This is a genomic window from Prauserella sp. PE36, assembly GCF_003311655.1.
Taxonomy (GTDB): Bacteria; Actinomycetota; Actinomycetes; order Mycobacteriales; family Pseudonocardiaceae; genus Prauserella_A; species Prauserella_A endophytica.
The window spans coordinates 1-25,425 of the sequence record NZ_QEQT01000081.1 but is presented as its reverse complement, the minus strand read 5'-3'; the positions used below and the strand labels follow the sequence as shown (position 1 = coordinate 25,425).

The following is a 25,425-nucleotide window of genomic DNA, read 5'->3' as shown; positions in this document are numbered from 1 at the left end:
TGTTTGCTGAGCGGGGGTCAGCTCTCGTCGAACTCGCGGGCCGCCAGCGCCCGCACGATGCCGGCCCTGCCCTCCGACACCAGGCGGCGCAGCGCGGGCGAGTGCTCGCCCTCGAGCCACGCGTCGGCGGCGGCGACGCCCTCCCGGTTCACCGCCCACGACGGGTACAGGCCCACCACCGTCGGCTGCGCGCGCTCGCTGGACCGGCGCGCCCACACCTCGTCGATCGCGTCGAAGTACTTCGCGACGTAGTCGCCGAGCAGGTGCTTCTGCGCCGGGTGCGAGAACCCGGCGATGATCGCCTCGTTCACGGCGTTGGGCAGCTCGTCGTCATAGACGGCGCGCTCCCACGCCTTCGCCTTCGCCTCCGCGGTCGGGCGCAGTGCCCGCGACCGCTCCGCGTGCCTGCGGCCCGTCGCCGTGTCGTCGCGCGCCTGCTCCGCGTCGATCTCCGCGTCGCCGGCCTTGCCGTGCGCCACGAGCGCGTGCAGCAGCCGCCAGCGCAGGTCCGTGTCGACCGTGAGGCCCTCCAGCTTCGCCGAGCCGTCCAGCCAGCCCGCCAGCACGGCCGCCGTGTCGTCGTCGAGCACCGAGCCCGCCAGCGAGTTGACGAATGCCAGCTGGTGGTCCGAGCCCGGCTCGGCGCCTCGGGCCAGCTCGAGCAGGCGCGCCGTGAACGACGGCCAGCCGTGCTCGCGCGCCCACTTCTCCTCGGCGTAGGAGTTCAGGGCGGTCTGCGCTTGCAGCAGCAGCCGCTGTACCACGCCGACCTCGGTCTCCGCGTGGATGCCGCGCTGGACGAGCGTGACGAAGTCGCGGGCCTTCAGCTCGGCTTCACGGGTCATCTCCCAGGCCGCCGACCAGCACAGCGTGCGCGGCAGCGGCTCGGTGATGTCGCCGATGCGGTCGATGAGCGTGACGAGCGAGTCGTTGTCGAGCCGCATCGTGCAGTAGGTCAGGTCGTCGTCGTTGACCAGCACGAGCTTGCCGGCCGGCACGCCCACCAGGTCGGGCACCTCGGTCCGCTCGCCGTCGACGTCGAGCTCCACGCGCCGCGTGCGCACGAGCTTGCCCGAGCCGTCGTCGTCGTAGACGCCGACCGCCACCCGGTGGGTGCGCAGCTCGCCCTCGCCCGGCTTGGCGCCGCCCTGCAGCACCGCGAACGACGTGAAGCGTCCCTCGCCGTCGACCTCGAAGCGCGGGCGCAGCGAGTTGAGCCCCGTCGTCTCGAGCCACTGGGCGCTCCACCAGGACAGGTCACGGCCGGACGCCTCCTCCAGCGCGCCCAGCAGGTCCTCGAGCGTCGCGTTGTCCCACGCGTGCTTGCGGAAGTACACCCGCAGGCCCGCGAGGAAGTTCTCGAGCCCGACATAGGCGACGAGCTGCTTGAGCACGCTCGCGCCCTTGGCGTAGGTGATGCCGTCGAAGTTCACCTCGACGGCGTGCAGGTCGACGATGTCGGCCGCGATCGGATGCGTCGAGGGCAGCTGGTCCTGCCGGTAGGCCCACGACTTCTCGATGTTGGCGAAGCTCGTCCACGCACCCGTGTACTCGGTCGCCTCGGCCTGCGCGAGCACGCTCGCGAACGTCGCGAACGACTCGTTCAGCCACAGGTCGTCCCACCAGCGCATGGTCACGAGGTCGCCGAACCACATGTGCGCCATCTCGTGCAGCAGCGTCTCGGCGCGCCGTTCGTAGGCGTAGCGAGTGACCCTGCTGCGGAAGACGTAGTCCTCCAGGAACGTCACGGCGCCGGCGTTCTCCATCGCGCCCGCGTTGAACTCGGGCACGAACAGCTGGTCGTACTTCGAGAAGGGGTACGGGGTGCCGAAGTTCTCGTGGTAGAAGCCGAAGCCCTGCTTGGTCTCGGTGAACAGGCGCTCGGCGTCCATGTACTCGGCGAGCGAAGCCCGGCAGTAGATGCCCAGCGGGATCGTCTTGTGCTCGTCGGAGTACTCGTCGCGCCACTCCGCGTAGGGCCCGGCGATGAGGGCCACCAGGTACGTGGAGATCCGCTCGGACACGGCGAAAACGGTGCGGACCGCGCCTTCCGGAGTGTCCTCTTGGGACTCCACGAGGGCGTTGGAGACGACCTTCCAGTCCTTCGGCGCGATGACCGTCAGCCGGTACGTCGCCTTGAGGTCGGGCTGGTCGAAGCACGCGAACATGCGCTTGGCGTCGGCGGTCTCGAACTGCGTGTAGAGGTACACGCCTCCGTCGACCGGGTCGACGAAACGGTGCAGGCCCTCGCCGGTGTTCATGTACCGGCAGTCGGCCTCCACCACGAGCTCGTTGCTCGCGGCGAGCTCGGGGAGGGCCACCCCGTCGTCCTCGACGTAGCCCGACACGTCCAGCGCCGTGCCGTTGAGCGTCGCGGAACGGACACCCTCGGCCACGATGTCCACCCATGACGTCTCGCCCGGTCGCGCGGCCGAGAAGGTGATCCTCGTCTTGGAGTCGAACGTCTTCTCACCGGGTCGGCCGTGGCCGTCCGTCAGGTCGAGCTCGACGTCGTAGGACTCCACGTCGAGGAGTTCGGCACGCTGTTTGGCTTGGTCGCGGGTCAGGTTTGGGGCGGGCACTGGCACCTCTGTGCTGGTAGCGGTTGTGGGTTTCGATCTGCTCGGGGCATCAAATCATGGGAACGCGGGCCGTCGCGACGGGGAACAAGTCGCGCGCCGACGCTGTTGCGCCGTGGTAGGGGAGTTGCTTACCCGCCGGTGACCGGAACCAATCAGGAGAGCCCATGCCTACAGAGCGGCAAGACGGCAGGACGCGTGTCGATTTCTACTTCGACCCGGTGTGTCCCTTCGCGTGGATCACCTCGCGCTGGATCCTCGAGGTCGAGAAACACCGCGACCTGGATCTGCGCTTCCGGGTGATGAGCCTCGCGGTGCTGAACGAGGGCCGGGACCTGCCCCAGGACTACCGCGAACTGCTGGACAAGGCGTGGGGACCGGTGCGCGTGGCGGTCGCGCTCGCACAGCGGCACGGCGAGGACGTGCTGCGCGATTACTACACGGGGTTCGGTACCCGCTACCACAACCAGGGCAACAAGGACGTCGAGATCGTGCTCAAGGAAGTCCTGGCCGAGGTCTCGGCGCCGGCCGAGCTGCTCGACGCCGCGACGTCGACCGAGTACGACGAGGCGCTGCGCAAGAGCCATCACGAGGGCATGGACCCGGTGGGCATGGACGTGGGCACGCCGACGATCCACATCGACGGCGTCGCCTTCTTCGGCCCGGTGCTCTCCTCGATCCCGAAGGGCGAGGAGGCGCTGAAGATCTTCGACGGCGCGCGGTTGCTCGCCGGCTACCCGGACTTCTTCGAGCTTAAGCGGACTCGGACGGGCGAGCTGAACTTCGACTGAGCGGGCATGACAGATCTGCAGTGAAGGCCACCTTCACTGCGTTCAACGCAGTGAAGGTGGCCTTCACTGCAGAGCGAGCGCGGCGTCGGTGACGTCGGCCGGGCACGGGGACAGCTCCCTGGCCCGGGTCGCGTCCAGCTCGCCGGCCTCAACGGCGGCGCGCAGCGCGGCGAGCCTCGCCAGCGTCTCGCGCGCCGCCTGGGTGAACTCCCGGTCCACCGGCTCGCCGTGTCCCGGCACCACCACACGGGGTGTCAGCGCGAGCACGCCGTCGAGCGCCGAGGGCCACGCGTGCAGCGTCGTGTCGGGGCCGAACGACTCGGCCGTGAACGAACCGCCCGGCGCGTGCTCCACCAGGTCGCCCGCGAACACCACGCCCGCGTCCGGCACCTGCACCACGAGGTCGTGCCCGGTGTGCGCGGGGCCGAAGTGGTCGAGCACCACCCGCCTGCCCCCGAGGTTCAGCTCCGTCCTGCCCGTGACGAGGCGATCGGGCAGCACGATCCGGGTGGCCTCGAGGGCGGCGGCCACGTCGGCCCGTCCCTCGTCGCGGTAGCGCCGGGCCCACCGTTGGCGGTCCCCGGGGCCCTCGGCCGCCAGGACCGCCCGGCAGCCCTCGTGCGCCCACACCTCGCAGGGCTCGAACGCCGCCGTGCCGAAGCCGTGGTCGAAGTGCGCGTGCGTGAGCACGACCGTCCACGGCAGCGTGGTCAGCTCCCGCACGGCGGCGGCCAGCTCACCGCCCTGTGCCGCGTCGCCGCGCGTGTCGACCACCAGGCAGCCGCGCTCGCCCAGCACGAGCCCGGTGGACAGGTCCAGCTCCTCGTGCCGGCGGACGTACACGCCGTCGCCGAGGTTCACCCACCGCCCGTCAGCCACGCTCGTACACCCCTTCCCTGAGCCTCGGCACCACCCGCGACGAGCCCACGGCCACCGCGTGCCCGACGAGCCCGCCGTGACCGTTCTCCCGCAGTTCCCGGCCCGAGGCCGAGCCCGCCACCAGTGCCCCGGCCTCCGGTCCGGCCGCCCGCCACGCCAGCGCCGCGAGTGATGCCTCGGGCGACAGCCGCCGCGCGCCCAGGTCGAGCAGCGCGGCCACGACGGCACCCGCGCCCAGGTGGTCTTCCACGCACGGCCGCAGCGGCCCCGTCGCGCCCGGTCCGGCTCGCAGGTGGACGCCCCAGCGCTCGCCGCAGGGCACCACGCCGACCGGTGCGTCCCCGGCCAGCGCCAGGGCGGCCTCGGCCACGGCGTGCGCGTTGCGCAGGCACGCGGTGAGCACGTGCGCGCCGGTGGCGGCGGCCTCGGCCGACAGCGTCGCGCCGTTGGGGGAGCGCAGCGGCACCTCGGTGCCCTCGGGCGGGTCCTCGCCGAGCCAGTGCACGGGCCGCACCCGGTGCCCTTCCGCCAGCGCAAGGTCCACCCGGGTGGAAAACGACAGCACGTCGACCACGACCAGCACGGCGCACCCGGCGCCGAGCGCGGCAACCCCCTCGGCACCCCACTCGAGGCGCACGTCGTGACCTGCCTGCCGGAAGACGTTCACGGCGTCAGCTTGCCGGGTGGTGCGCGGTCGTGCCCTGCGGGGATGGCACACTCCGTGCCGTGCGTGTCTATCTGGGATCCGACCATGCGGGCTTCGAGCTCAAGAACCACCTCGTCGCTCACCTCGAGAAGCAGGGTCACGAGGTGACCGACGTCGGTCCGCACGTCTACGACGCGGCGGACGACTACCCGGCCTTCTGCATCGAGACCGCGCGGCGCGTGGTCGCCGACGAGGGCAGCCTCGGCATCGTGATCGGCGGTTCGGGCAACGGCGAGCAGATCGCCGCCAACAAGGTGCCCGGCGCGCGGGCCGGTCTCGCGTGGAGCGTCGAGACGGCCAAGCTGACCCGCGAGCACAACCACGCCCAGCTCATCGGCGTCGGCGCGCGGATGCACACCAAGGACGAGGCGACCGAGATCGTCGAGGCGTTCCTGGCCACCCCGCCCGACCTCGACGCCCGTCATTCGCGGCGCGTGCAGCAGATCAGCGACTACGAGACCACCGGAAACCCGCCGGCCCTGCCGGAGGCCTGATGCCCGAAGGGCACACCCTGCACCGGCTCGCGCGGCTGCACCAGCGGCGCTACGCCGGCGCGCCGGTGCGGGTGTCCAGCCCTCAGGGCAGGTTCGGCGCCGAGGCGGCCCGGCTCGACGGGCAGGTACTGCACAGCGCCGAGGCGTACGGCAAGCACCTTTTCCACAACTACGGTCCACAGGGGACGGTGCACGTCCACCTTGGGCTGTACGGCACGTTCACCGAGGCGAAACTGCCGGAAACACCGCCCGTCGGGCAGGTGCGCATGCGGCTGTCCGGACGGACACATTGGACGGACCTGCGCGGGCCGACGCGGTGTGAGCTGCTCTCCGAGCCCGAAGCCGAGGCCATCAAGGCGAGGCTCGGCCCCGACCCGCTGCGCCGGGACGCCGAGCCGGAGCGGGCGTGGGAGCGCATCTCCCGCTCGCGCACGACGATCGCGGCGCTGCTGATGGACCAGTCGGTGCTGGCAGGCGTCGGCAACGTCTACCGCGCCGAGGTGCTGTTCCGGCACGGCATCGCGCCGATGCTGCCCGGACGCTCGCTGGACTCCGTGCTGTGGAAGGACGTCTGGGACGACCTCGTGACGTTGATGCGGGCGGGTGTGCGCACCGGGCGGATCGACACGGTGGCCGACGAGCACCTGCCCGAGGTGACCGGTCGCGCCCCTCGGCAGGACCGCCACGGGGGTGAGGTCTACGTCTACCGGCGGACGGGGCAGCCGTGCCTGGTATGCGGCACACCCATCGCACACAAAGAACTGGCAGGCCGGAACCTGTACTGGTGTCCGACCTGCCAGCCTTCGTGACGGGTTCTCGTCAGTTCACTCAGAAGCCGCCGAAGTCGCCTCCGAAGTCACCCCCGCCGAAGTCACCCCCGCCGAAGTCGCCACCTCCGAAGTCGCCACCGCCGTCGCCGTAATCACCGCCGTCACCGCCGTCACCGCCTTCACCACCGGCGTCACCGGACTCGGCGGCGTCCTCCTGGCCCGCGTCGTAGCCCGCTTCCCAGGCTCCGGCGCTCGCGATGCCCGCCATGCCGGAGAACATCGCGCTGAACAGCAGCATCGAGCCGAGGCCCCAGGCGCCGGCCACGAGCGCGGGCTTCCACCACGGCTCGCTGTACCAGCCCCTCGGCACCGGCCTGCCGGCGACACGGCCGCCGGGGTAGTAGTGCGGCGTGTTCTGGCCGGGCTCGGGCGACGCCTCGTAGTGATGCCCCTCGACCTCCACCGCGCGATGCTCGGTGACCTTGCCCGCACGCTCGCGCTCGGCGTCCTCGGGCAGGGCTGGACCGGGGTCCATGCCCATCGCCTCGCGGGCCGCTCGCACGTAGTACAGGCCCTCGAGCGCGGTCTCCTTGACGAGCCGGGCCTGCTCGGCGGTCTGCGCCTGTTCCATCTGCGAGCCCGCGGCGTTGTAGCGCTCGGCCGCGTCGGCCATCGCCTGCTGTGACGCCGTGTCGGTGCCCGTGAGGTTCAGCACCTGACCGCCGAGCCGCTCGAGCCAGCGGCGAGCCTCTGACTTGGCGTCCTCGAGCTGGCGCCGCTTGGCCTCCTGCTGAGAACGGACCAGGTAGAAGCCGCCGCCGACGACGATCAGTAGGAGCACGATCACGACGATCGCGGTACCCATGGGTCACTCCCGGTTGTTTTGGTTCGTTGAACCGGACAACGCGGACGTTACCCGTCGAGTTCCCGTGGCGTCACCAGGCGCGGCCGACGGTGTAGGACTCGGTGTAGATGTCCTGCTTGCGCACGACGTCGCCCGACTCCGGCGCGGCCCACATCTGGTTGCCACCGGCGTAGATGCCCACGTGGTAGACGCTGCCACCATCGGAGAAGAACAGCAGGTCACCGGGCACCTTGTCGCCCTTGCCGATCTGCGGCACGGCAGCGCGCTGGTCGCTCGACGTGCGCGGCAGGTCGATGCCGACCTTGCTGTGGACGTACTGCGTGAAGCCGGAGCAGTCGAAGCTGTCCGGGCCGCTGGCGCCGTACGAGTACGGCTTGCCCGCCTGGCTCGCCGCCGCGTCGACGATGCGCTGGTTGACCGGCTTGTGTGCCTGCACGGTCTGCTCGGCCGACAGGGAGGGGTCGTGGATCTCGTCGCCCCGGTAGTTGAGCCGCCAGTGCGACGTGCGCTCGACCGGCACGGCGATCGAGGCCACACCGTCGTGGTTGGTCTGCCCGGTCTTCGAGACCGACCACGGCTGGTCCGGCCCGGCTCGCCACTCCAGGTCCACCGGCTCGCCGGGCAGCGGCCGGTCGCCCATGCCGGTGAGCTTGCCGGTGAACGTCACCTGCGAGCCCGGCGCGACGGATTTCGGCGGCGCGTCGATGCTCTGCGAGGTCGGCACGACCGCCGAGGACGTCCCGGCGAAGCCGAGCAGCGTTCCGGCTCCGACGGCGGCGATGATGGCGGACCGTTTCCAGGATGTCGTGGGCACGCGTTTCCTCCACAGAAATTCGGTTCTACGGAATGTGTTCCCCCGACTACCGCCGTGGCTTTCCCGCCATCGGCGACCGGAAACGGTAAACACGCGAATCCGCTGGAAGGCGAGCCCTTCTTTCACTGAAGAAGGTGATGTGGGAAACAAATCGGCGAATGACGTTTAATCCGGGTTCGCGCGTCGACCAGGGAATGTTTCGAACCGTCAGGTGAATGCGACACGTGGTGTTCGGTGTCGCAGATCACAGCCTCAGGGTGGCCTGGCTCACCACTGGCCTCCAGAACTAGAACACGTTATAGTTCTGGCGCATGAAGTTCACACTGTCGGTGGCCCTGAGCCCGCTCGACCAGCTCACCGAGCTCGCCGCGACGGCGGAGGAGTGCGGGTTCGCCTCGGTCGCGCTGCCCGACTCGCTCTTCTACTCGGAGACGGTGTCGGCGGACTACCCCTACACCCCCGACGGCAGCCGGTTCTGGGACGAGGAGACCCCGTGGGTCGACCCGCTGATCGCCGCAGGGGCGATGGGCGCCGTCACCAGCCGGATCCGCTTCTACACGTCCGTGCTCAAGCTCGGCTCGCGCAACCCCGTGCTGCTCGCCAGGCAGGTCGGCTCCGTCGCCAACCTCACCGGAGGCCGCTTCGGGCTCGGCCTGGGCGTGGGCTGGTCGCCCGAGGAGTTCGAGTGGTGCGGCGCGCCCTACGAGCACCGAGGAAAGCGCGTCGACGAGGCCATCGAGGTGCTGCGCCTCATCCTCGGCGGCGGCATGGTCGAGTACCACGGCCGGTTCTTCGACTTCGGCAGGCTACGGATGAGCCCGGCGCCGGAGCGGCCCGTGCCGTTCTACATCGGCGGGCACACCGAGGTGGCGCTGCGGCGCGCGGCCAGGGCCGGTGACGGCTGGGCCTCGGCGATGATGAAGTTCGACGACCTGTCCACGACGATCCAGCGCCTGCGCGAGCTGCGCGCGGAGTACGGGCGCGCCGACGAGCCGTTCGAGATCCAGGCCGTCTGCGTCGACCGCTTCGGCCTCGATGGCTACCGGCAGCAGGCCGAGATCGGCGTCACCGACGTGATCACCGTGCCGTGGGTGTTGCAGGGCCTCGGTTTCGACGCACCGGTGTCGGCGAAGAAGGACGCGATCAAGAAGTTCGCCGACGAGATCATCGACAAGTTCAAGGAGGCCTGAGCCGTGAGTGTCACCGTGTGCTGGGACCCGGAGGCGGAGCAGCCGCCAGCGCGCCTCGCGGCGTGGCGGTCGATGCAGGCCGTCGTGGCGGGGGAGAAGGACCAGTGGCTCACGCTGTTCCACCCCGACGGCGTGATCGAGGACCCGGTTGGCCCGTCGATGTTCGACGAGGAGGGCAAGGGCCACCACGGCACGGACGGCATCTCCGCGTTCTGGGACAAGACGATCGCGAACGTCGAACGGTTCGAGTTCGTGATCAGGGATTCGCACGCGGCGGGCGACGAGGTGGCCAACGTCGGCACGATCACGACGTACCTGCCGGGCAACTACCGCGTCGACACCGACGGCGTGTTCGTCTACAAAGTGGGCGAGGACGGCCGGATCGTGTCGATGCGCGCGTTCTGGGAGACCGAGCGCGCGATGGCGACGGCGCGGCAGGTCTCCGCGTAGACACCGGCGGCGCGCGCGTGAGGCACAGGTTCGCGCCGTGCGTCCGGCGGGGCGACTGGTCGGGGCCGTGCCGACGACGGCGTATGCATGTCGCCTTGTGCTGGGGGCAGGCACTCCCGGCACGAGGTGCCGGGAGTGCCTGGCGGCCCTGCCGTGAGGCGCTTCGACACCCCGCGGGTCAGCGGGTCCAGGTGCGGCAGCTCACCGTCGGACCCGTTGATCCGGGCCCGGTCCTGGAGCTCGGCCGGAATCACTCCCAGTCGTAGCCGCGGTAGCGCAGGGCCTGCCTGCGCGCGAGTGATGCCCGCCCACCGGTTCCCGATCCCGAAGCGACGGGGATCCATGGCTGTGTTCGGCGGAACGGCCGGGTGGCGCGCTCAGTAGTCCCACTCCCAGCCGCCCTCCATGCCGGGAGACGACAGGATCAGCGAACCGTTGGCTTCGGGCACGATCAGCTCGAGAGTGCCGGCGTACTTCTGGTTCGGCCCGAAGTTCTGCATCGTGATGCTGGCGTTCGGGTCCGTGCACATCCCGGACTCCGCGGCGTGGGTGACGCCGTTGGCATCGATCTCGGAGAAGCTGTACGGGTTCAGGACGCCGAGGGCCATGCTCGCGGTCTCGGCGCTGCTGCCGGTCGCGACGCGCACGTGAAGCAACAGCGTGCGACCGCTCTCGGCGGCCATACCGTACTGGTCACACGACGGGTCGACCTCCACCTTGTCGATGGCGAACAGAACGTTGGTGTCGTCCCCGACCTGCCCGCCGAACCCGGCGAACCCGGCCTCCTCGCCGAGCTGCTTGACGATGTTGCCGCGCTCGTTGCGTTCGGGCTCGTCGGCGGCTTGTTCCGCAGTGGCCTCGCTCGCGGTGGCCTCGGTCGTGGCGGCGGGCAGCTCTGGAGCGGAGCCGCTGCCAGCGGTGTCGTTCGAGCAGCCGGCAAGGATGGCGGCAGTTGCGCAGGCAGCAGCGAGGGCGGGGACGGATCTCATGGGTGTTGGTTCCTTACTCTGGTTGTGCGGTGAGGGGTCACCCGCCGACGTCGTAGATGGCGTATCCGGCGGCCACGAGGATCAGGAACAGGATGCGGAAGCCTGTACCGACGGCGCCGGTCACGAGCCGGGAGCCGGGTGGTCCCACCACGCTGGGTAGGGCGGCGGCAGGTACGGCGGTCATCGTGGCGTGGGTCCCCTCCGTGGCGGTGCGCGCGCACCGGTTCAGAGGGAACATCTGAGGGGCTTCGCCGCCCATTACCCGGTGTGCCCTGATCGTTATCGCGGGCACCCAAGCCCGGGGCTGCTTGCGGTATGCGGAGATGAACCGCCGCTGTGCGGCGGCGCAGGATCGAGCCAGCTCCGCGCGGCCCGGACCGTCGCCCTGAATCCCTTTACGTACCAACCACTTGTCGGCGCGGTCGATGCCGGCAAGGACGTTCCATTCCCGGAACTGCCACGTTCGCCGCACTGCCGGTGCTCGTCAAGGCGGGCCTGGTCGGCGGCAAGCGCGTTCCTGACACCGTGGCCGAACATCCATCCGAATGCCCGTGTCGAGCTGCGGCGAGGCGATCGGCCCGACGACGAGCCTGGTGGGGGGGCCGCCGGTGTTCTGGTTCCGGTCGGTTAGTGGCCCGTTTATGGCCCAAGACGGCGAACAGCGGCTCCCCATGATCGGGAACCGCCGCCTTGAAGTGGGTTTGACCTGCGTAAACGTTCTGGAGCGGGCGACGGGAATCGAACCCGCACCACCAGTTTGGAAGACTGGGGCTCTACCATTGAGCTACGCCCGCATGCGACCGGTGACCAGCCGCCCCGGTAGTGTAGCGGTACACGCTAAGGTGGTCGCACACCGCCCAGGCGTGGCGGTCACGGGGTGTGGCGCAGCTTGGTAGCGCATTCGCTTTGGGAGCGAAGGGTCGCAGGTTCAAATCCTGTCACCCCGACAGCGTCAGCCGAAGGGCCACCGCATAGTGCGGCGGCCTTTCGGCGTCTCGTACAGGGGCGTTGTGCTCAGTACAGGGCGTTCATGCCCTGCCAGTCACCGAGTCCCAGCGTGCGCTGCTTGGTGTCGCAGTCGGCGTACGTCGGGTACATCGTCAGGTCGCTCTCGAAGGCGTGGTCCAGGCCGAACGCGTGGCCCCACTCGTGGGTCGCCACGCTCTCCAGGTCCACCAGGCCGACACAGTTCGCGGGCATCACGTCGGTGAAGCCCTTATTCGACGCCAGGTAGATGTCGGCCTCCGCGTAGAAGCCCGTGTCCACGTATGCGGCCAGGCACGTGATCGCCAGGATCTCCGGCGAGTCGGTGGGGCCCCAGCTGATGGTGTTGTAGTTGTTCGGGAACTTGCTCGTGCACTGTCCGGCGCTGTCGATGTTCGCGTACAACGTGTGGTTGCCCTGGTAGGCGCCGCGTGCCGAGAACTGGTGTGTCGGCAGCCCGCAGTCGTTGTCGCCCAGGGTCATGTTCTGGTTCGCCCAGCGCAGGGCCGACAACGTCGTGCTCGCGGGCAGGCCTGCTCGCGAGGCCGTGCTCGAGTTGTACCACCACGCCAGCGTGCGGTTCCACCGTCCGCCGATGAGGACGTAGCTCGACTGCGCACACGGGTCGGCCTGCGTTGCCCGCTGGGTGCCGCCAACCCGGTCGGCCTTCGCGCTCACCATGCCGTCGTCGTTGGTCACCGTCAGGTCGATGCTGCCGGTCCTGGTCAGCGCGCTCACCGTCACCGACATGCCCCGCTCGGGCACCCGGGCACCGACGCCCAGCGCCGCGGTCACCGTCCTGCCCGCCAGCCCGCAGGCCGCGGCCGGCACCGGCGTCGCCAGTTCCGCCGCGTGGATCGGACCCGCGCCGGGACACTCGGGACCCGGTGGTGCGGCCTCGGCCGCCGCGCTCGCCGAACCGACCACCGAGGCCAGCGCCAACAGCACGGACGCGAGCAGGACGGTCGTTCTCCGTGCTTTCCGCATAGGTTCCCCGTTCACCGCGATCGGCGGAATTTCCCCAGTGGCGCAAGGAAAATCGCGCACAGGGGCGCGATTTTCGTACGGAGAATTATCCGGAGGTGGGCCATCCCGCTGACACCGCCGGATGGCCGAACGCCGATGCGGCGCGATCGGTGGGGAACTTCAGGCGTGCTCGCCCGCTATCCGGTCGATCTCCGCCACCAGCTTGTCCACTTCGGACTCCGTGGTGTACGGCGCGATCCCGGCACGCACGGCGCCCGTGTCGCCGAGTCCGAGGTGACGCGCGCACTCCAGGGCATAGAACGTGCCTGCCGGCGCGTTGACGCCGCGCTCGCCGAGTTCGGCGTACACACGCTCCGGCGCGACACCGTCCACTGAGAACAGAACCGTCGGCGTGCGATGCCGCTCGGGCGAGCCGTACAGCACCACGCCGTCGATCGCGCGGAGCCCGGCCTCGAGCCGCCTGGCCAGCGTGTCCTCGTGCTCCTCCAGCGCGCGCAACGAGGTTGTCAGGCGGTCGCGCCGGGACCCCGCGCCGGGCACCAGTTCCGCGATGAAGTCGATCGCTGCCGTGGTCCCGGCCAGCAGCTCGTAGGGCAGGGTGCCGAGCTCGAAGCGTTCGGGGACCACGTTGGTCGAGGGCAGCAGCTTGTCCGGGTGGAGCGTCTCCAGTAGCGCCGGGCTCGCCGCGGCGAAACCCAGGTGAGGCCCGAAGAACTTGTACGGCGAGCACACGTAGAAGTCGGCGCCGAACGAGCGCAGGTCGACCGGGGTGTGGGCGGTGAGATGCACCCCGTCGACGTAGCAGAGGGCCCCGGCCTCGTGTGCCTTCGCGGCGATCGCGGCGACGTCCGGCCTGGTGCCGAGCAGGTTCGACGCCGCCGTCACCGCCACGAGCCGGGTGCGCTCGGAGAGCAGGTCCGCGACGGCGGACACCGCCAGCTCACCCGTGGCCGGATCGAAGTCGGCCCAGCGGACGGTGGCGCCGCGCACCTCGGCGGCCTGGACCCACGGGCGGATGTTCGCGTCGTGGTCGAGCCTGGTCACCACCACCTCGTCGCCGGGTCCCCAGTCCTTGGCGAGTGCGCGGGAGAGGTCGTAGGTCAGCTGGGTCATGCTCCGCCCGAAGATCACGCCCTCGGGTTCGGCGCCCACCAGGTCGGCCGCCGCCCGCCGGGCGTCCACCACGATGCCGTCGGCGCGGCGTTCGGCCGCTGTCACCGAGCCACGGTTGGCGATCGCCGAGCACAACGTCCGCGCCACGGCGTCGCCGACCACGGTCGGCACCTGTGATCCGCCAGGGCCGTCGAAGTGAGCCGCGCCCTCGGTCAGGGCCGGGAAGTGCTTCCTGATCCGCTCCACGTCATAGGACATGCGGCCGAGTATGCCCGGACGCGGGCACGAAAATCAGACCTTGCGATGCCGGGCGCCCGCGTGCTCCGGGTCGGGGAGCAGCAGTTCGTCGAACACGGTCCGGTAGTGGACCATGGCCTCGCGCAGATCCTCCGTGGAGGACTGGCCCGTGCGGTGCCGTTCGACGACGTCGTGTGCCGTGCGGTAGTGGCCGATCGTGCGCGAGTGCTTCACCGACAACGCGGCGGCCTGCTGTTCGTGGTCGCCGGTGGGGTAGCCACGATCGGCCATCAGCGCTGCGAGCAGCCGGTCGGCGTCCACCACGGCGTCCGCGGGACGGTCGACGAACTGCTGCTGGATCAGGTTCCAGCTCTCCGTGTACCGCACGCGTGCCTCGTCGGACAGCGGGCGGATCGAGAGCTGCTCGTGTTCGGCCTCGCGCTGGGCGAGCTCGCGCTCGGCGCGGCGCTTGCTCGGTGCGTGCTCGACCTCGCGGTCGTACTCGGGGCCGAACCGCTCACGCAGGTGCTTGCGCTGCAACTGGCGGCGGACGGCGAGTGCGACCACCACGATGACCAGGACGATGGCCAGCGCGACAAGGGTGATGACTGCTCCAGTCGGCATCAGGTCCTCCTAGGCTCACTCGATCGAGTTACCACTGAGCGGCAAGGGGAAACCTCGACATGCGGAAGGCCCCCGCTGCCGCGCGTTGCAGCGGGGGCCTTGCCGGCGAGCCGCCTAGTGGGTCGACGCCTTCTCGGCGCCCGCTCCGGTGAGTGAGCGGACCTCCATCTCCTTGTACTTCTCCTCGAGGTGCTCCTTCGACAGCACCGTGCCGAGCCAGCCGAGGAAGAACGACACCGGGATGGACACCAGGCCCGGGTTCTGCAGCGGGAACCAGTGGAAGTCGGCGCCCGTGATCATCGATTTCTCCGTGCCCGACACGGCGGGGGAGAAGACGATGAGCACGATCGTCACCGTCAGGCCGCCGTAGATCGACCACAGCGCGCCATTGGTGTTGAACCGCTTCCAGAACAGCGAGTAGAGAATCGTCGGCAGGTTCGCCGACGCCGCCACCGCGAACGCGAGCGCCACGAGGAACGCCACGTTCTGGTCCTTGGCGAGGATGCCGCCGACGATCGCGACGGCCCCGATCACGCACGCGGTGATGCGGGCGACCCTGACCTCGGTGTTCTTGCTGTCGACCTTGCCCTTCTTGATCACGTTGGCGTAGACGTCGTGTGCGAAGGACGCCGACGCCGTGATCGTCAGCCCGGCCACCACGGCGAGGATCGTGGCGAACGCGACCGCCGCGATGAAGCCGAGCAGCACCGGTCCGCCGAGCGCCTCCGCCAGCAGCGGCGCCGCGGAGTTCTCCGCGCCCGGTGCGTTGCTGATGGTCTCGGAGCCGACGATCGCCGCGGCACCGTAGCCCAGCACCAGGGTGAACAGGTAGAACAGGCCGATGAGCACGATGGCCCACACCACGGAGCGGCGGGCTTCCTTCGCCGTCGGCACCGTGTAGAAGCGCATCAGCACGTGCGGCAGGCCAGCCGTGCCGAGCACCAGTGCGATGCCCAGCGACAGGAAGTCCAACTGGGACGTGCCGCTGACGCCGTAACGCTCACCCGGGTTGAGCAGCGCGTCGTTGCCGCCCGCCCGCTCGGAGGCCGAGCCGAGCAGCTCGGAGAGGTTCAGTCCGTACCGGCCGAGCACCCACACCGTCATCGCGAACGTGCCGGCGATCAGCAGCGCCGCCTTGATGATCTGCACCCAGGTGGTGCCCTTCATGCCACCCACGAGCACGTAGGTGATCATCACGACGCCGACCACCGCGATCACCACGGCCTGACCCGCGTCGGCCTCGATGCCCAGCAGCAGCGACACGAGGCCGCCCGCCCCGGCCATCTGCGCCAGCAGGTAGAAGAACGACACGGCGAGCGTGGACGTCGCCGCCGCCGCGCGCACCGGACGCTGCCGCATCCGGAACGCGAGCACGTCGCCCATCGTGAACTTGCCGGTGTTGCGGAGCAGCTCGGCGACGAGCAGCAGCGCCACGAGCCAGGCCACGAGGAACCCGATGGAGTAGAGGAAGCCGTCATAGCCGTAGACGGCGATCGCGCCCGCGATCCCGAGGAACGAGGCGGCCGAAAGGTAGTCGCCCGCGATCGCGGTGCCGTTCTGCGGGCCGGAGAACGCGCGGCCCGCGGCGTAGTAGTCCGACGCGGTCTTGGTGTTGCGCGAGGCGCGGAACACGACCACCAGCGTCGCGACGACGAACAGCCCGAAGATGCTGATGTTGAGGGCGGGGCTGCCGCCCTCGACGCCCTGGGCGAGATTCACTGCGCGCCTCCCTCGATGTCCTCGCGGATCTTGTCCGCGATCGGGTCGAGCTTGCGGTTGGCGTACCGCACGTACAACCACGTGATCAGGAAGGTCGACACGAACTGCAGCAGCCCGAAGACCAGGCCGATGTTGATGTTGCCGATGACCTTGGTGGACATGAAGCCGTGCGCGTAGTCCGCCAGCACCACGTAGAGCAGGTACCAGGCGAGGAAGAGCACGGTCATGGGGAAGACGAAGTTCCGCAGCCTCTTGCGCAGCTGTTTGAACTCCGCGCTGGCGTGGACCTCTGCCCAGGTTTCCGGCCCAGGCGGATGGGTCGGCTCGGTGGTACTCACGGTGACCTCCTCGTCACGGCACGGGGAAAGTGCTGGCCGACACAGTAGGAGGACACAGCGAAACGCCGGAATCGTCAGCGGACCAACCGGCGCGTGATGCGACGAACGGCAGACGAACGGCGGGCCGTCCACGACGAGTGGCCCAGATCACGCGCGACGGCGGAGCGGTCGGCGAAAGGTGACGTGCGGTGCTCGTGCAGGTGCAGCCTGAGCATGGCGGCGGTGGACCACGGCGGCGGCCTGCCGAACAAGGACACCACGATCATGGTCGCGAACGCCAGCGGCACCGACCACGGCGCCGGCTGGACGAGCAGGATCGCCAGCCAGCCGTCGGCGGGCGGGCCCGACACGGTGAGCAGGAACGCGCCCGCCGTCGCGACGAGGCCCACCGCGACTCCGGCGATGGCGCCGGGAGCGGTGAGTCTTCGCCACCAGATGCCGAGCACGAGCAGCGGGCAGAACGTCGAGGCGGCGACAGTGAAGCCCCAGGTCACCAGCGTGCCGGCGTCGAAACGTGCCGCGGGCAGGGCGAGCAGCACAACCGTGACGGCGGCGCCCACCACGGCGACGCGCAGCTGCCGCAGCCCGCCGGGCACGAGGTCGTGGGAGATGGCTCCGGCGACCACGAGCAGGAGGCCGAGTGACGTCGCGAGGAACGCCGCGAACGCGCCCGCCGTGAGCAGCCCGGTGAACAGCGTGCCCGCCGAACCGTCGTCGACCTGGGCGGGCAGCGCCACCACCGCGCTGTCGGTCGCTCCGGACAGGTACAGGTGTGGCACGAGCACCCTGCCCAGCACGCCGTAGATGCCGGGGAACAGGTAGAACACGCTGAGCAGCGCCACCGTGAGCGCCGCGGTGCGCCGGGCCGCCCGCCCGTCGGGGCTCGTGTGGAACCGCATGATCACGTGCGGCAGGCCCATCGTGCCGAGCATCGTCGCGATCAGCACCGCCCACGTGCCGAGCAGCGGGTAGCCCTCGTCGTGCAGATCCAGCAGCGGACGCTCCCAGCCCGCTGCGCCCGGGGCCGCCTCGCCGCGCAGCTCGGGCACCGGGCTGCCGTCCTCGAACACCACCGTGCTGCCCGCCGGGACCTGCCACTCGCCTGGCGGGACGGGCCGCGTGCCGCCGTCCGGCTCCACCACCCGTGCCCCCTCCGGCACGTCGAGCGTGGCGCCGACCCGGAACACGACCTCGGTGTCGTGGTCGAACCGCGTGAACTCGACGGGGTGCACGGCCTCGTCCCGCACGCCGGGGCCCGCCTGCACGAGCAGCCAGATCGCGGGAATGATGAACAGCAGCAACTTGAACACGAACTGGAAGGCCTGCACGTACGTCGCCGCACGCATGCCGCCGAGCGCGAGCGTCGCGCTCACCGCCGCGCCCGAGATCGCCACCCCGACCCAGTACGGCGTGCCGCTGACGACGCTGAGCACGAGCCCCGCCGTGCGGAACTGCGGCACGAGGTAGAGCGCGCCGATCACCAGCACCACCACGGCGGCGAGCCTGCGCAGTGACGGCGACGCCAGCCGCGCCTCGGCGAAGTCCGGCACCGTCAGCGCACCCGAGCGGCGCATCGGCGCGGCCACGAGCGCGAGCATCGCGATGTAGCCGGCGGTGAAGCCGACCGGGTACCACAGCGAGCCGACACCGTCCTTCACGACGAGCCCCGCGACCCCGAGGAACGACGCCGCCGAAAGGTACTCGCCGGACACGGCGGCGGAGTTGAGCAGCGGGGAGACGCGCCGCGACGCCACCAGGAAGTCCGACGTGGTCCGCATCGCGGCCACGCCACGCAGTCCGATGAGGAGGGTCACCAGCACGACGGGAGCGACCGCGAACGCGACGATCATTCGTCCTCCGCGCGCTCCGCGCGGCGCAGGTGCCAGAAGCCCAGCGCGACCATCGCGGGGAACGGAATGAGCACCGGGGCGAGCCACGCCAGCGGGATGCCGAGCACGCGCACGTCCACCAGCTGCGGCCACATGGCCAGCAGCAGTGGCAGCCCGAAGATCAGCGTCAGCAGGAGCCCGAGCGCGAGCGCCGCGCCCCGCAGCTGGACCCGGTACAGCGCGACCGCCCTCGGCGCCTCGGCTGGATCGAGCGTCGTGGGCCGCCACCGGCCGCGGTAGCGGCGGCGCGCGTGGGCGAGCCGCGTCTGCGGACTGGTGACGGTGACCCTGCGGCCGGTCATGGCTGTCCCGCGCTCACGTCTGCTGTTCGAGCTCGCCGCGCTGGGCCGCCCGCAGCAGTCGTTCGCGCAGCTCCCGCGCGTGCCGCCGGCTCACCGGGACGTCGCCGAGTTCGGTGTGGGCCAGCAGGCCGCCCACGGAGTCGCTGCGCAGCTCCCGCACGGCCCCGAGCGCGACGAGGAACCCGCGGTGCGTGCGCACGAAGCCGGCGCTCTCCCAGTACTCCTCGAGCCGCGAGATCGGCATCCGCACCAGGTGCACCCCTGAGCGGGAGTGCAGCCGCACGTAGTCGCCGTGCGCCTCCACGAACAGCACGTCGCGGCGGCGGACGTAGCGCGTGCGGCCGCCCGACTCGACGGGCAGCGCCGCCATGGCGTCGGGCGGGGTGTGGTTGCGCTGGGGCTCCTCGGCAGGCGCCATGCGCGTGACGCGCGCCAGCGCCTCGGCGAGCCGCTCGGCCCGCACCGGTTTGAGCAGGTAGTCCACCGCGCCGATGCCGAACGCGGCCACCGCGTGCTCGTCGAACGCGGTCACGAACACGATCACCGGCGGCTCGGCGAGCTTGCGCAGCAGCGAGCCGAGCTCGAGCCCGTCGAGCCCCGGCATGGAGATGTCGAGGAACACGGCGTCGAACTGGCCGTTCTGGATGAGCTTGAGCGCGGTGAGCGGTGCGCCGGCCGCGGTGACCTCGGTGACCTCGGGCGCCTCGCGCAGCAGGCTGCACAGGTCCTCGAGCGCGGCGGGCACGTCGTCGACCGCCAGCACGCGCAGCCCGGCCGGTGTCCCGCTCACGGCATGACCCCCGGCTGGAACCTCGGCACTCGCACGATCACCCTGGTGCCCTCGCCCTGCGCTGTCTCCACGACCAATCCGAACCACGGCCCGTACACGTTACGCAGCCGCCGGTCGACGTTCGCGAGGCCCATGCTGGTCGACGCTCCTTCCCCGGCGAGCAGGGCCCGGGCCTTCTCGGGGTCCATTCCCACTCCATCGTCCTCGACGCTGATCACGCAGTCAGAGCCCTCGGCCTCGCCGAGGACGTGCACGGTGCCGCCGTCGGACTCTCCCTCGATGCCGTGCCGGACGGCGTTCTCCACGATCGGCTGCAGCACGAGGTAGGGGATCGCCACCGCGAGCACCTCGGGCGCGACCCGGATCTGCACGCGCAGCCGGTCGCCGAGCACGGCGCGCTGCAACGCCAGGTACGTCTCGATCGCGTGGAACTCGTCGGCCACCGTCGTGTACTCGCCGTGGCTGGCGAGGCTGTAGCGGATGTAGTCGGCGAAATCGAGCATCAGCTCCCGCGAGCGCGCGGGGTCGGGCCGTACGAGGCTGGCGATCACGGTGAGGGCGTTGTAGACGAAGTGGGGCGAGATCTCCGCGCGCAGCGCCCGCAGCTCGGCCTCGGCGGCCTGCTCGGCCGACTCCTCGAGCAGGCTCCGCTCCAGCGCCGCGACCAGCACGCTCGCCACCTCGCGCAGTGCCGCCATCCTGGCGGTGCCCGCGACCACGAGCACCCCGGCGAGCTCGTCGTGGACCACGAGCGGCTCCGCCACCACCTCGGCCCGGCGGCAGCGGCTCTCGGTGTGCAGCACCTCGTCGACCATGGCCGCCGTGTCGACGTCCCTCGGCAGCGTGCCCGCGACCACCAGGTTGGCGGAGAGATCGGCGAGGCCAACGCCGTCGGCGGCCAGCAGCCGCCGGATGCCCTTGGCCGCGGCCCGCACGCGTGGCCCGGACAGGCCGTCGGCGAGGTCGTCCGAGACGTGCCTCGTCGTCTCCAGGATCGCGGCGGGGTCGCGCAGGCGTCGTGACCAGAGGGAACCCCTGCCAGGTCCCTCCTCGGCAGGCACTGACATGCGCGCTCCCACCCTCGTCGACGGGTACGCCGAATCTAACGGCACGCGTCGCGCAGCGGGAGGGGCAGGGGCGCCGGATGGTGACAAATCGGGTAAACACCCCACGGCGGGGGTGTCCAGCGGGCCGCCGGAAGCCCATAATGGTCTTGGTGATGCCGCTATGGCACTGCACGACGAAGAGCAGAGACAGCTCGAGGAGATCGAGCGCCGCCTGGCCGAGGACGACCCCCGGCTCGCCCAGCGGCTCGAGAAGCTGCGCCCACTCGGTGTGTCGCGGATCGGCCTGGCCATCTTGGGAATGCTCGCGCTCTTCGTGGGCGGGCTGGTCACGATCGCCATCGGAGCGGAGATCTCCTCGCCGGTGCTGGGAATCGTCGGCGTCGTACTGGCCGTGGGCCTGCCCACGGTGATCATCTGGCGGCTCTGGTTGAGAAGGCTGAGGTAACAAAGCTTTTCTAGACTGGTCCGCGTGAGCTCCCCTTCCACTCCCGCGCGCCCTCGGCTGTTCCGACCGTCGTCCTGGCCCGAACGCAAACGGATTGCCGACATCCTCCGGCTGGAAACGGTTGGCGGGATGCTCCTGCTCGTCGGTGCCGTGGTGGCGCTGGTGTGGGCCAACTCGCCCTGGTCGGACGCCTACGGCTCACTGCGGGACCTCACCTTCGGCCCTTCCGCGCTGCACCTGGATCTGACCCTCTCGGAGTGGGCGGCGGACGGCCTGCTCGCGATCTTCTTCTTCGTCGTGGGGCTGGAACTCAAGCGCGAGTTCGTCGTGGGCGATCTGCGGGACCCGCGCCGGGCAGCCGTGCCCGTCGTCGCCGCGCTCGGCGGTATCGTGCTGCCCGCGTTGATCTACGTGCTCGTCAACTGGGGTGATGAGTCGGCACTGCGCGGCTGGGCCATCCCCACCGCCACCGACATCGCGTTCGCCGTGGCCGTGCTCGCCGTGATCGGCAGGCACCTGCCCTCGGCGCTGCGCACGTTCCTCCTGACGCTCGCGGTGGTCGACGACCTCGTGGCGATCCTGATCATCGCGCTGTTCTACACCGAGGAGCTCTCGCTCCTGCCGCTGCTGCTGTTCGTGCTGCCCGTCGCGGTGTTCGCCGTGCTGGTGCAGCGGCGGGTGCGCTCGTGGTGGCTGCTGCTGCCGCTGGCCGTCACCGCGTGGGCGCTGCTGCACGCCTCCGGGGTGCACGCGACCGTCGCGGGTGTGGTGCTCGGCTTCACCGTGCCCGCGCTGAGCCGCAAGGGCGAGACCACGGGACTGGCGGAGCGGTTCGAGCACCGGTGGCGGCCGGTGTCCGCCGGCGTCGCGGTGCCGATCTTCGCGTTCATGGCCGCCGGCGTGACCGTCGGCGGGCTCGACGGGCTCGGCGCCGCGTTCGGCGACCGGGTGGCGATTGGCATCGTGGCGGGCCTCGTGCTCGGGAAGGCGATCGGCATCTTCGGCTCCACCTATCTGATGGCGCGGTTCACCAGGGCCCAACTCGACGGTGACCTCGCGTGGATAGACGTCTTCGGCATCGCCGTGCTCGCGGGCATCGGTTTCACCGTGTCCCTGCTCGTCGGTGACCTCGCGTTCGGCGCGGGCACCGAGCGGGACGAGCACGTGAAGCTGGCGATCCTCTCCGCCTCGCTCGTGGCCGCGCTGATCGCCGCGGTGATCCTGCGCGTGCGCAACCGCGTGTACTGCCGCATTCACGAGGAGGAGAACCGCGACGAGAACGCCGACGGCATCCCCGACATCCACCAGACCGGCGAGGAGGAAGCCGGCGAGCCGGACCCCGCACCCGACCGTTCCCGTCGGCAGTGAAGGCCACCTTGCCTGCGTTGAACGCAGGCAAGGTGGCCTTCACTGCGGTGAGGGGGCTGTGAGGGGGAGTGGGCGGGGTGTGAGCGCGGACCCGTGCTCGTCCAGCTGGCTCACTGGCCTAGACTCGGACATCGGTCCCCTCCTGACCTGCGGTCGGTGGACCGATCCATATACCGAAACTGTCCCGGCTAGGAGAAAACGTTGAAGAGCACCGTCGAGCAGCTGAGCCCGACGCGCGTGAAGATCAATGTCGAGGTGCCGTTCGACGAGCTCAAACCGAACTTCGACCGCGCCTACCGCAAGATCGCTCAGCAGGTCCGGATTCCCGGCTTCCGGCCCGGCAAGGCCCCGGCCCGCGTTCTCGAGAGCCGGATCGGCCGTGCCCCGGTGCTCGACGAGGTCGTCAACGAGGCCATCCCGGCGAAGTACCTGGAGGCCGTCCGGACCGGTGAGGTCCGCACCCTCGGCCAGCCCGACTTCGAGGTGACCAAGCTCGAGGACCGTGAGGTCCTGGAGTTCAGCGCCGAGGTCGACGTGCGCCCCGAGATCACCCTCCCCGACCTCGACGACCTCGAGGTGAGCGTGGCCGACGTCGAGCTCGAGGACTCGGAGGTCGACGAGCAGCTCGACGAGCTGCGCGCCCGCTTCGGCACCCTCACCGGTGTCGACCGGCCCGCGGAGAACGGTGACTTCGTCTCCATCGACCTCGCGGCGACCGTCGACGGCGAGGAGGTGCCGGACGCGTCCACGTCCGGGCTGTCCTACGAGATCGGCTCCGGTCAGCTCGTCGACGGCATCGACGAGGCGATCATCGGCGCTAACGCGGGCGAGACCAAGACGTTCACCACCAAGCTGGTGGCCGGTGAGCACGCCGGCAAGGACGCCGAGGTCACCGTCAAGGTCAACTCGATCAAGCAGCGCGAGCTGCCCGAGGCCGACGACGAGTTCGCCCAGCTCGCGAGCGAGTTCGACACGCTCGACGAGCTGAAGGACGACCTGCGCGAGCGGCTCGGCCGCATGAAGAAGATGCAGCAGGGCGTCGAGGCGAGGGACAAGGTCCTCGAGGCGCTCTTGGAGCGGGTCGAGGTGCCGCTCCCGGAGAAGGTCCTCGAGGCCGAGATCTCCAACCGCAAGCACGACGCGATCCACCCCTTCGACCACGACGAGGACGCCTTCAAGGCCTCGCTCGAGGCGCAGGGCGGCAACCCCGAGGAGTGGGAGAACGAGGTCCGCACCGAGGCCGAAAAGTCCGTGCGCACCCAGCTCCTGCTGGACACCATCGCGGACGAGAAGAACGTCCAGGTGAACGACTCGGAGCTGACCGAGCGGATCATCTACCAGGCCCAGCGCTTCGGCGTCAGCCCGGACGAGTACGTCCAGCGCGCCCAGCAGTCGGGCCAGCTCGGCGCGATCTTCGCCGACGTGCGCCGCGGCAAGGCGCTCGCGTCGGTCGTGCGCGGTGCGACGGTCACCGACGCGTCGGGTGCCGCCATCGACCTCGAGGAGCTGTTCGGCCCCGAGGAGCAGGCGGAGGCAGCGGCCGAGGACGCCGGCGAGCAGCCGGAGACCGAGGCCGGTGAGACCGGGGTCACGGAGGAGGCGGCCGCGACCCCGAACAAGTGACCCATTCTCATGCTCTGAGCGAACTCGGGCGGTGTCAGGCATTCGGCGCCGCCCGAGTTCGTTAGGGTCGGTTGCAAGATCTGAGACTTCTGAAAAGGCAGGCAGACGTGACGCAGCACATGCCAGAGGGGCGTACCAGCACCGCGGGGCTCAACCTGACCGACTCGGTGTACGAGCGGCTGCTGCAGGAGCGCATCGTGGTGCTCGGGTCCGAGGTCAATGACGAGGTCGCGAACCGCATCACCGCGCAGCTGCTGCTGCTCGCCGCGGAGGACTCCCAGTCGGACATCCGCTTCTACATCAACTCGCCCGGTGGCTCCGTGACCGCAGGTTTCGCCATCTACGACACGATGCAGCTCATCGAGCCGGACGTGGCGACCTACGCGATGGGCATGGCGGCCTCCATGGGGCAGTTCCTCCTGTCCTCGGGCACGCCCGGCAAGCGCTACGCGCTGCAGCACGCCCGCATCCTCATGCACCAGCCTTCGGCGGGCGTCGGCGGCACGGCGTCCGACATCGCCATCCAGGCCGAGGTGTTCGGCAAGTGGAAGCAGGAGCTGGCGCGGATCACCGCGGACCAGACGGGTCAGAGCGTGGAACAGATCCTCGCCGACGGTGACCGCGACCGCTGGTTCACCGCCGACGAGGCCAAGGACTACGGCTTCGTCGACCAGGTGCTCACCCGCGAGAACCCGCACCCGAACACGAACTCGAACTGACCGGGCCGGTAGGAGGAGAAAGACCCATGAACAACTCGTATCTTCCGCAGTCCCGGTACGTGCTGCCCTCGTACGTGGAGCGCACCAGCTACGGCGTCAAGGAGTCCAACCCGTACAACAAGCTGTACGAGGAGCGCGTCATCTTCCTCGGCGTGCAGGTTGACGACGCCTCGGCCAACGACGTGATGGCCCAGCTGCTGCACCTCGAGCACGAGGACCCGGACCGCGACATCACGATCTACATCAACTCGCCCGGTGGCTCGTTCACCGCGCTGATGGCGATCTACGACACGATGCAGTACGTCCGCCCCGACATCCAGACGGTGTGCCTTGGCCAGGCCGCCTCGGCCGCCGCGGTGCTGCTGGCCGCGGGCACCAAGGGCAAGCGGCTCGCGCTGCCCAACGCCCGCGTGCTGATCCACCAGCCCGCCACCGAGGGCACCTACGGCCAGGTGTCGGACCTGGAGATCCAGGCCAACGAGATCCAGCGCGTGCGCCGCCTCATGGAGGTCACGCTGGCCAAGCACACGAACAAGACCGCCGACGAGGTCAAGGCCGACATCGAGCGCGACAAGATCCTCACGCCGGACGAGGCCAAGGAGTACGGGATCATCGACGAGGTGCTCCCGTACCGCAAGGCTTCCGACAGCTGAGTCGACGGCCCGCGGGTGGGTGCGTGTCGGGCGACGACAC

Annotated in this window: 26 protein-coding genes and 2 tRNA genes; 11 read left to right on the top strand and 17 right to left on the bottom strand. The window is 70.1% G+C overall.

Features of this window, described 5'->3' with window-relative positions; genetic code table 11:
• Nucleotides 1–17 precede the first annotated feature (17 nt).
• Entirely contained in the window at nucleotides 18–2,582 is a 2,565-nt protein-coding gene (gene pepN / locus DI005_RS21930) for an aminopeptidase N (protein ID WP_113643359.1), read from the bottom strand.
• Between the two features lie 164 nt (nucleotides 2,583–2,746).
• Here pepN and DI005_RS21925 point away from each other — a divergent pair, with 164 nt between their 5' ends.
• A complete protein-coding gene (locus DI005_RS21925; RefSeq protein ID WP_112275385.1) occupies nucleotides 2,747–3,370 on the top strand; it encodes a DsbA family protein in 624 nt (207 codons plus the stop codon).
• Between the two features lie 63 nt (nucleotides 3,371–3,433).
• Here DI005_RS21925 and DI005_RS21920 read toward each other — a convergent pair whose 3' ends face one another.
• Both DI005_RS21920 and DI005_RS21915 read right to left on the bottom strand, forming a co-directional pair.
• Nucleotides 3,434–4,249 (bottom strand): MBL fold metallo-hydrolase, encoded by an 816-nt coding sequence (locus DI005_RS21920; RefSeq protein ID WP_113643358.1) that lies wholly within the window; start codon nucleotides 4,247–4,249, stop codon nucleotides 3,434–3,436.
• Nucleotides 4,242–4,916: a 2-phosphosulfolactate phosphatase gene (locus DI005_RS21915; protein ID WP_113643357.1), complete on the bottom strand. Its 675-nt coding sequence runs from the start codon at nucleotides 4,914–4,916 to the stop codon at nucleotides 4,242–4,244. The genes DI005_RS21920 and DI005_RS21915 overlap by 8 nt, the downstream gene beginning before the upstream one ends.
• Nucleotides 4,917–4,975: 59 nt before the next feature.
• Here DI005_RS21915 and DI005_RS21910 point away from each other — a divergent pair, with 59 nt between their 5' ends.
• Together DI005_RS21910 and DI005_RS21905 are read left to right on the top strand one after the other, a co-directional pair.
• Complete coding sequence (locus DI005_RS21910) at nucleotides 4,976–5,449, top strand: ribose-5-phosphate isomerase (RefSeq protein ID WP_112275391.1); 474 nt, start codon at nucleotides 4,976–4,978, stop codon at nucleotides 5,447–5,449.
• Complete coding sequence (locus DI005_RS21905) at nucleotides 5,449–6,258, top strand: Fpg/Nei family DNA glycosylase (protein WP_112275393.1); 810 nt, start codon at nucleotides 5,449–5,451, stop codon at nucleotides 6,256–6,258. Before DI005_RS21910 ends, DI005_RS21905 begins: the two co-directional genes overlap by 1 nt.
• 19 nt (nucleotides 6,259–6,277) lie before the next feature.
• Here the strand turns inward: DI005_RS21905 and DI005_RS38675 are convergent, their stop codons facing one another.
• A complete protein-coding gene (locus tag DI005_RS38675; RefSeq protein ID WP_113643356.1) occupies nucleotides 6,278–7,084 on the bottom strand; it encodes a hypothetical protein in 807 nt (268 codons plus the stop codon).
• 70 nt (nucleotides 7,085–7,154) lie between these two features.
• Nucleotides 7,155–7,898, bottom strand: coding sequence for a C40 family peptidase (locus tag DI005_RS39740; protein WP_369973607.1), 744 nt, complete (start codon nucleotides 7,896–7,898; stop codon nucleotides 7,155–7,157).
• Nucleotides 7,899–8,209: 311 nt separating this feature from the next.
• On the opposite strand from DI005_RS39740, the gene DI005_RS21890 reads away from it, so the two are divergent.
• Complete coding sequence (locus tag DI005_RS21890; RefSeq protein WP_113643355.1) at nucleotides 8,210–9,088, top strand: TIGR03619 family F420-dependent LLM class oxidoreductase; 879 nt, start codon at nucleotides 8,210–8,212, stop codon at nucleotides 9,086–9,088.
• 3 nt (nucleotides 9,089–9,091) lie between these two features.
• Nucleotides 9,092–9,538: a nuclear transport factor 2 family protein gene (locus tag DI005_RS21885; protein ID WP_112275399.1), complete on the top strand. Its 447-nt coding sequence runs from the start codon at nucleotides 9,092–9,094 to the stop codon at nucleotides 9,536–9,538.
• Between the two features lie 377 nt (nucleotides 9,539–9,915).
• Here DI005_RS21885 and DI005_RS21880 read toward each other — a convergent pair whose 3' ends face one another.
• The 3 genes from DI005_RS21880 to DI005_RS21870 all read right to left on the bottom strand — a co-directional run bounded on the left by DI005_RS21880 (nucleotide 9,916) and on the right by DI005_RS21870 (nucleotide 11,321).
• Entirely contained in the window at nucleotides 9,916–10,527 is a 612-nt protein-coding gene (locus DI005_RS21880; RefSeq protein WP_112275401.1) for a hypothetical protein, read from the bottom strand.
• A 37-nt stretch (nucleotides 10,528–10,564) separates the two neighbouring features.
• Nucleotides 10,565–10,711, bottom strand: coding sequence for a hypothetical protein (locus tag DI005_RS38275; RefSeq protein ID WP_158559864.1), 147 nt, complete (start codon nucleotides 10,709–10,711; stop codon nucleotides 10,565–10,567).
• Between the two features lie 536 nt (nucleotides 10,712–11,247).
• Nucleotides 11,248–11,321: transfer RNA gene (locus tag DI005_RS21870), tRNA-Gly, on the bottom strand.
• Between the two features lie 79 nt (nucleotides 11,322–11,400).
• Between DI005_RS21870 and DI005_RS21865 the strand changes: the two genes are divergently transcribed.
• Nucleotides 11,401–11,474: transfer RNA gene (locus tag DI005_RS21865), tRNA-Pro, on the top strand.
• A 67-nt stretch (nucleotides 11,475–11,541) separates the two neighbouring features.
• Here DI005_RS21865 and DI005_RS21860 read toward each other — a convergent pair.
• The 9 genes from DI005_RS21860 to DI005_RS21820 all read right to left on the bottom strand — a co-directional run bounded on the left by DI005_RS21860 (nucleotide 11,542) and on the right by DI005_RS21820 (nucleotide 20,577).
• Entirely contained in the window at nucleotides 11,542–12,498 is a 957-nt protein-coding gene (locus tag DI005_RS21860) for a matrixin family metalloprotease (protein ID WP_113643353.1), read from the bottom strand.
• Nucleotides 12,499–12,657: 159 nt separating this feature from the next.
• Complete coding sequence (locus DI005_RS21855; protein ID WP_113643352.1) at nucleotides 12,658–13,869, bottom strand: cysteine desulfurase-like protein; 1,212 nt, start codon at nucleotides 13,867–13,869, stop codon at nucleotides 12,658–12,660.
• A 33-nt stretch (nucleotides 13,870–13,902) separates the two neighbouring features.
• On the bottom strand, nucleotides 13,903–14,472 hold the full coding sequence (locus DI005_RS21850) for a hypothetical protein (protein ID WP_112275519.1): 570 nt from the start codon (nucleotides 14,470–14,472) through the stop codon (nucleotides 13,903–13,905).
• Nucleotides 14,473–14,586: 114 nt separating this feature from the next.
• The gene (locus tag DI005_RS21845; RefSeq protein ID WP_112275521.1) at nucleotides 14,587–16,191 is read right to left on the bottom strand and encodes a cation acetate symporter; all 1,605 of its coding nucleotides are present in this window, start codon (nucleotides 16,189–16,191) and stop codon (nucleotides 14,587–14,589) included.
• The gene (locus DI005_RS21840; RefSeq protein WP_112275523.1) at nucleotides 16,188–16,529 is read right to left on the bottom strand and encodes a DUF485 domain-containing protein; all 342 of its coding nucleotides are present in this window, start codon (nucleotides 16,527–16,529) and stop codon (nucleotides 16,188–16,190) included. Before DI005_RS21840 ends, DI005_RS21845 begins: the two co-directional genes overlap by 4 nt.
• 74 nt (nucleotides 16,530–16,603) lie before the next feature.
• Complete coding sequence (locus DI005_RS21835) at nucleotides 16,604–18,379, bottom strand: cation acetate symporter (RefSeq protein ID WP_113643351.1); 1,776 nt, start codon at nucleotides 18,377–18,379, stop codon at nucleotides 16,604–16,606.
• Nucleotides 18,376–18,720, bottom strand: coding sequence for a hypothetical protein (locus tag DI005_RS21830; RefSeq protein ID WP_113643350.1), 345 nt, complete (start codon nucleotides 18,718–18,720; stop codon nucleotides 18,376–18,378). Before DI005_RS21830 ends, DI005_RS21835 begins: the two co-directional genes overlap by 4 nt.
• Before the next feature lie 13 nt (nucleotides 18,721–18,733).
• Entirely contained in the window at nucleotides 18,734–19,510 is a 777-nt protein-coding gene (locus DI005_RS21825; protein WP_112275529.1) for a LytTR family DNA-binding domain-containing protein, read from the bottom strand.
• Nucleotides 19,507–20,577 carry a sensor histidine kinase gene (locus DI005_RS21820; protein ID WP_112275531.1) on the bottom strand — a complete coding sequence of 357 codons (1,071 nt, stop codon included), beginning with the start codon at nucleotides 20,575–20,577 and terminating at the stop codon, nucleotides 19,507–19,509. Before DI005_RS21820 ends, DI005_RS21825 begins: the two co-directional genes overlap by 4 nt.
• Before the next feature lie 160 nt (nucleotides 20,578–20,737).
• Here DI005_RS21820 and DI005_RS21815 point away from each other — a divergent pair, with 160 nt between their 5' ends.
• The 5 genes from DI005_RS21815 (at nucleotide 20,738) to DI005_RS21795 (ending at nucleotide 25,385) form a co-directional block, all read left to right on the top strand.
• Complete coding sequence (locus DI005_RS21815) at nucleotides 20,738–21,022, top strand: DUF3040 domain-containing protein (protein ID WP_112275533.1); 285 nt, start codon at nucleotides 20,738–20,740, stop codon at nucleotides 21,020–21,022.
• Nucleotides 21,023–21,046: 24 nt separating this feature from the next.
• The gene (gene nhaA / locus DI005_RS21810; RefSeq protein ID WP_113643349.1) at nucleotides 21,047–22,390 is read left to right on the top strand and encodes a Na+/H+ antiporter NhaA; all 1,344 of its coding nucleotides are present in this window, start codon (nucleotides 21,047–21,049) and stop codon (nucleotides 22,388–22,390) included.
• A gap of 201 nt (nucleotides 22,391–22,591) precedes the next feature.
• Nucleotides 22,592–24,013, top strand: coding sequence for a trigger factor (gene tig, locus DI005_RS21805; RefSeq protein WP_112275536.1), 1,422 nt, complete (start codon nucleotides 22,592–22,594; stop codon nucleotides 24,011–24,013).
• Nucleotides 24,014–24,120: 107 nt separating this feature from the next.
• Nucleotides 24,121–24,732 carry a ClpP family protease gene (locus DI005_RS21800; RefSeq protein ID WP_255565735.1) on the top strand — a complete coding sequence of 204 codons (612 nt, stop codon included), beginning with the start codon at nucleotides 24,121–24,123 and terminating at the stop codon, nucleotides 24,730–24,732.
• Between the two features lie 26 nt (nucleotides 24,733–24,758).
• Nucleotides 24,759–25,385, top strand: a complete 627-nt coding sequence (locus DI005_RS21795) for an ATP-dependent Clp protease proteolytic subunit (RefSeq protein WP_110342856.1) — start codon at nucleotides 24,759–24,761, stop codon at nucleotides 25,383–25,385.
• Nucleotides 25,386–25,425: the final 40 nt, after the last annotated feature.

What these genes read in the sequence shown, in the direction of transcription:
- DI005_RS21925 (WP_112275385.1), top strand. Translation starts at nt 2,747, where the DNA reads ATGCCTACAGAGCGGCAAGACGGCAGGACGCGTGTCGATTTCTACTTC.
- DI005_RS21905 (WP_112275393.1), top strand. Translation starts at nt 5,449, where the DNA reads ATGCCCGAAGGGCACACCCTGCACCGGCTCGCGCGGCTGCACCAGCGG.
- DI005_RS38675 (WP_113643356.1), bottom strand. Translation starts at nt 7,084, where the DNA reads ATGGGTACCGCGATCGTCGTGATCGTGCTCCTACTGATCGTCGTCGGC.
- DI005_RS21890 (WP_113643355.1), top strand. Translation starts at nt 8,210, where the DNA reads ATGAAGTTCACACTGTCGGTGGCCCTGAGCCCGCTCGACCAGCTCACC.
- DI005_RS21880 (WP_112275401.1), bottom strand. Translation starts at nt 10,527, where the DNA reads ATGAGATCCGTCCCCGCCCTCGCTGCTGCCTGCGCAACTGCCGCCATC.
- DI005_RS38275 (WP_158559864.1), bottom strand. Translation starts at nt 10,711, where the DNA reads ATGACCGCCGTACCTGCCGCCGCCCTACCCAGCGTGGTGGGACCACCC.
- DI005_RS21860 (WP_113643353.1), bottom strand. Translation starts at nt 12,498, where the DNA reads ATGCGGAAAGCACGGAGAACGACCGTCCTGCTCGCGTCCGTGCTGTTG.
- DI005_RS21855 (WP_113643352.1), bottom strand. Translation starts at nt 13,869, where the DNA reads ATGTCCTATGACGTGGAGCGGATCAGGAAGCACTTCCCGGCCCTGACC.
- DI005_RS21850 (WP_112275519.1), bottom strand. Translation starts at nt 14,472, where the DNA reads ATGCCGACTGGAGCAGTCATCACCCTTGTCGCGCTGGCCATCGTCCTG.
- DI005_RS21835 (WP_113643351.1), bottom strand. Translation starts at nt 18,379, where the DNA reads ATGATCGTCGCGTTCGCGGTCGCTCCCGTCGTGCTGGTGACCCTCCTC.
- DI005_RS21830 (WP_113643350.1), bottom strand. Translation starts at nt 18,720, where the DNA reads ATGACCGGCCGCAGGGTCACCGTCACCAGTCCGCAGACGCGGCTCGCC.
- DI005_RS21820 (WP_112275531.1), bottom strand. Translation starts at nt 20,577, where the DNA reads ATGTCAGTGCCTGCCGAGGAGGGACCTGGCAGGGGTTCCCTCTGGTCA.
- DI005_RS21815 (WP_112275533.1), top strand. Translation starts at nt 20,738, where the DNA reads ATGGCACTGCACGACGAAGAGCAGAGACAGCTCGAGGAGATCGAGCGC.
- DI005_RS21795 (WP_110342856.1), top strand. Translation starts at nt 24,759, where the DNA reads ATGAACAACTCGTATCTTCCGCAGTCCCGGTACGTGCTGCCCTCGTAC.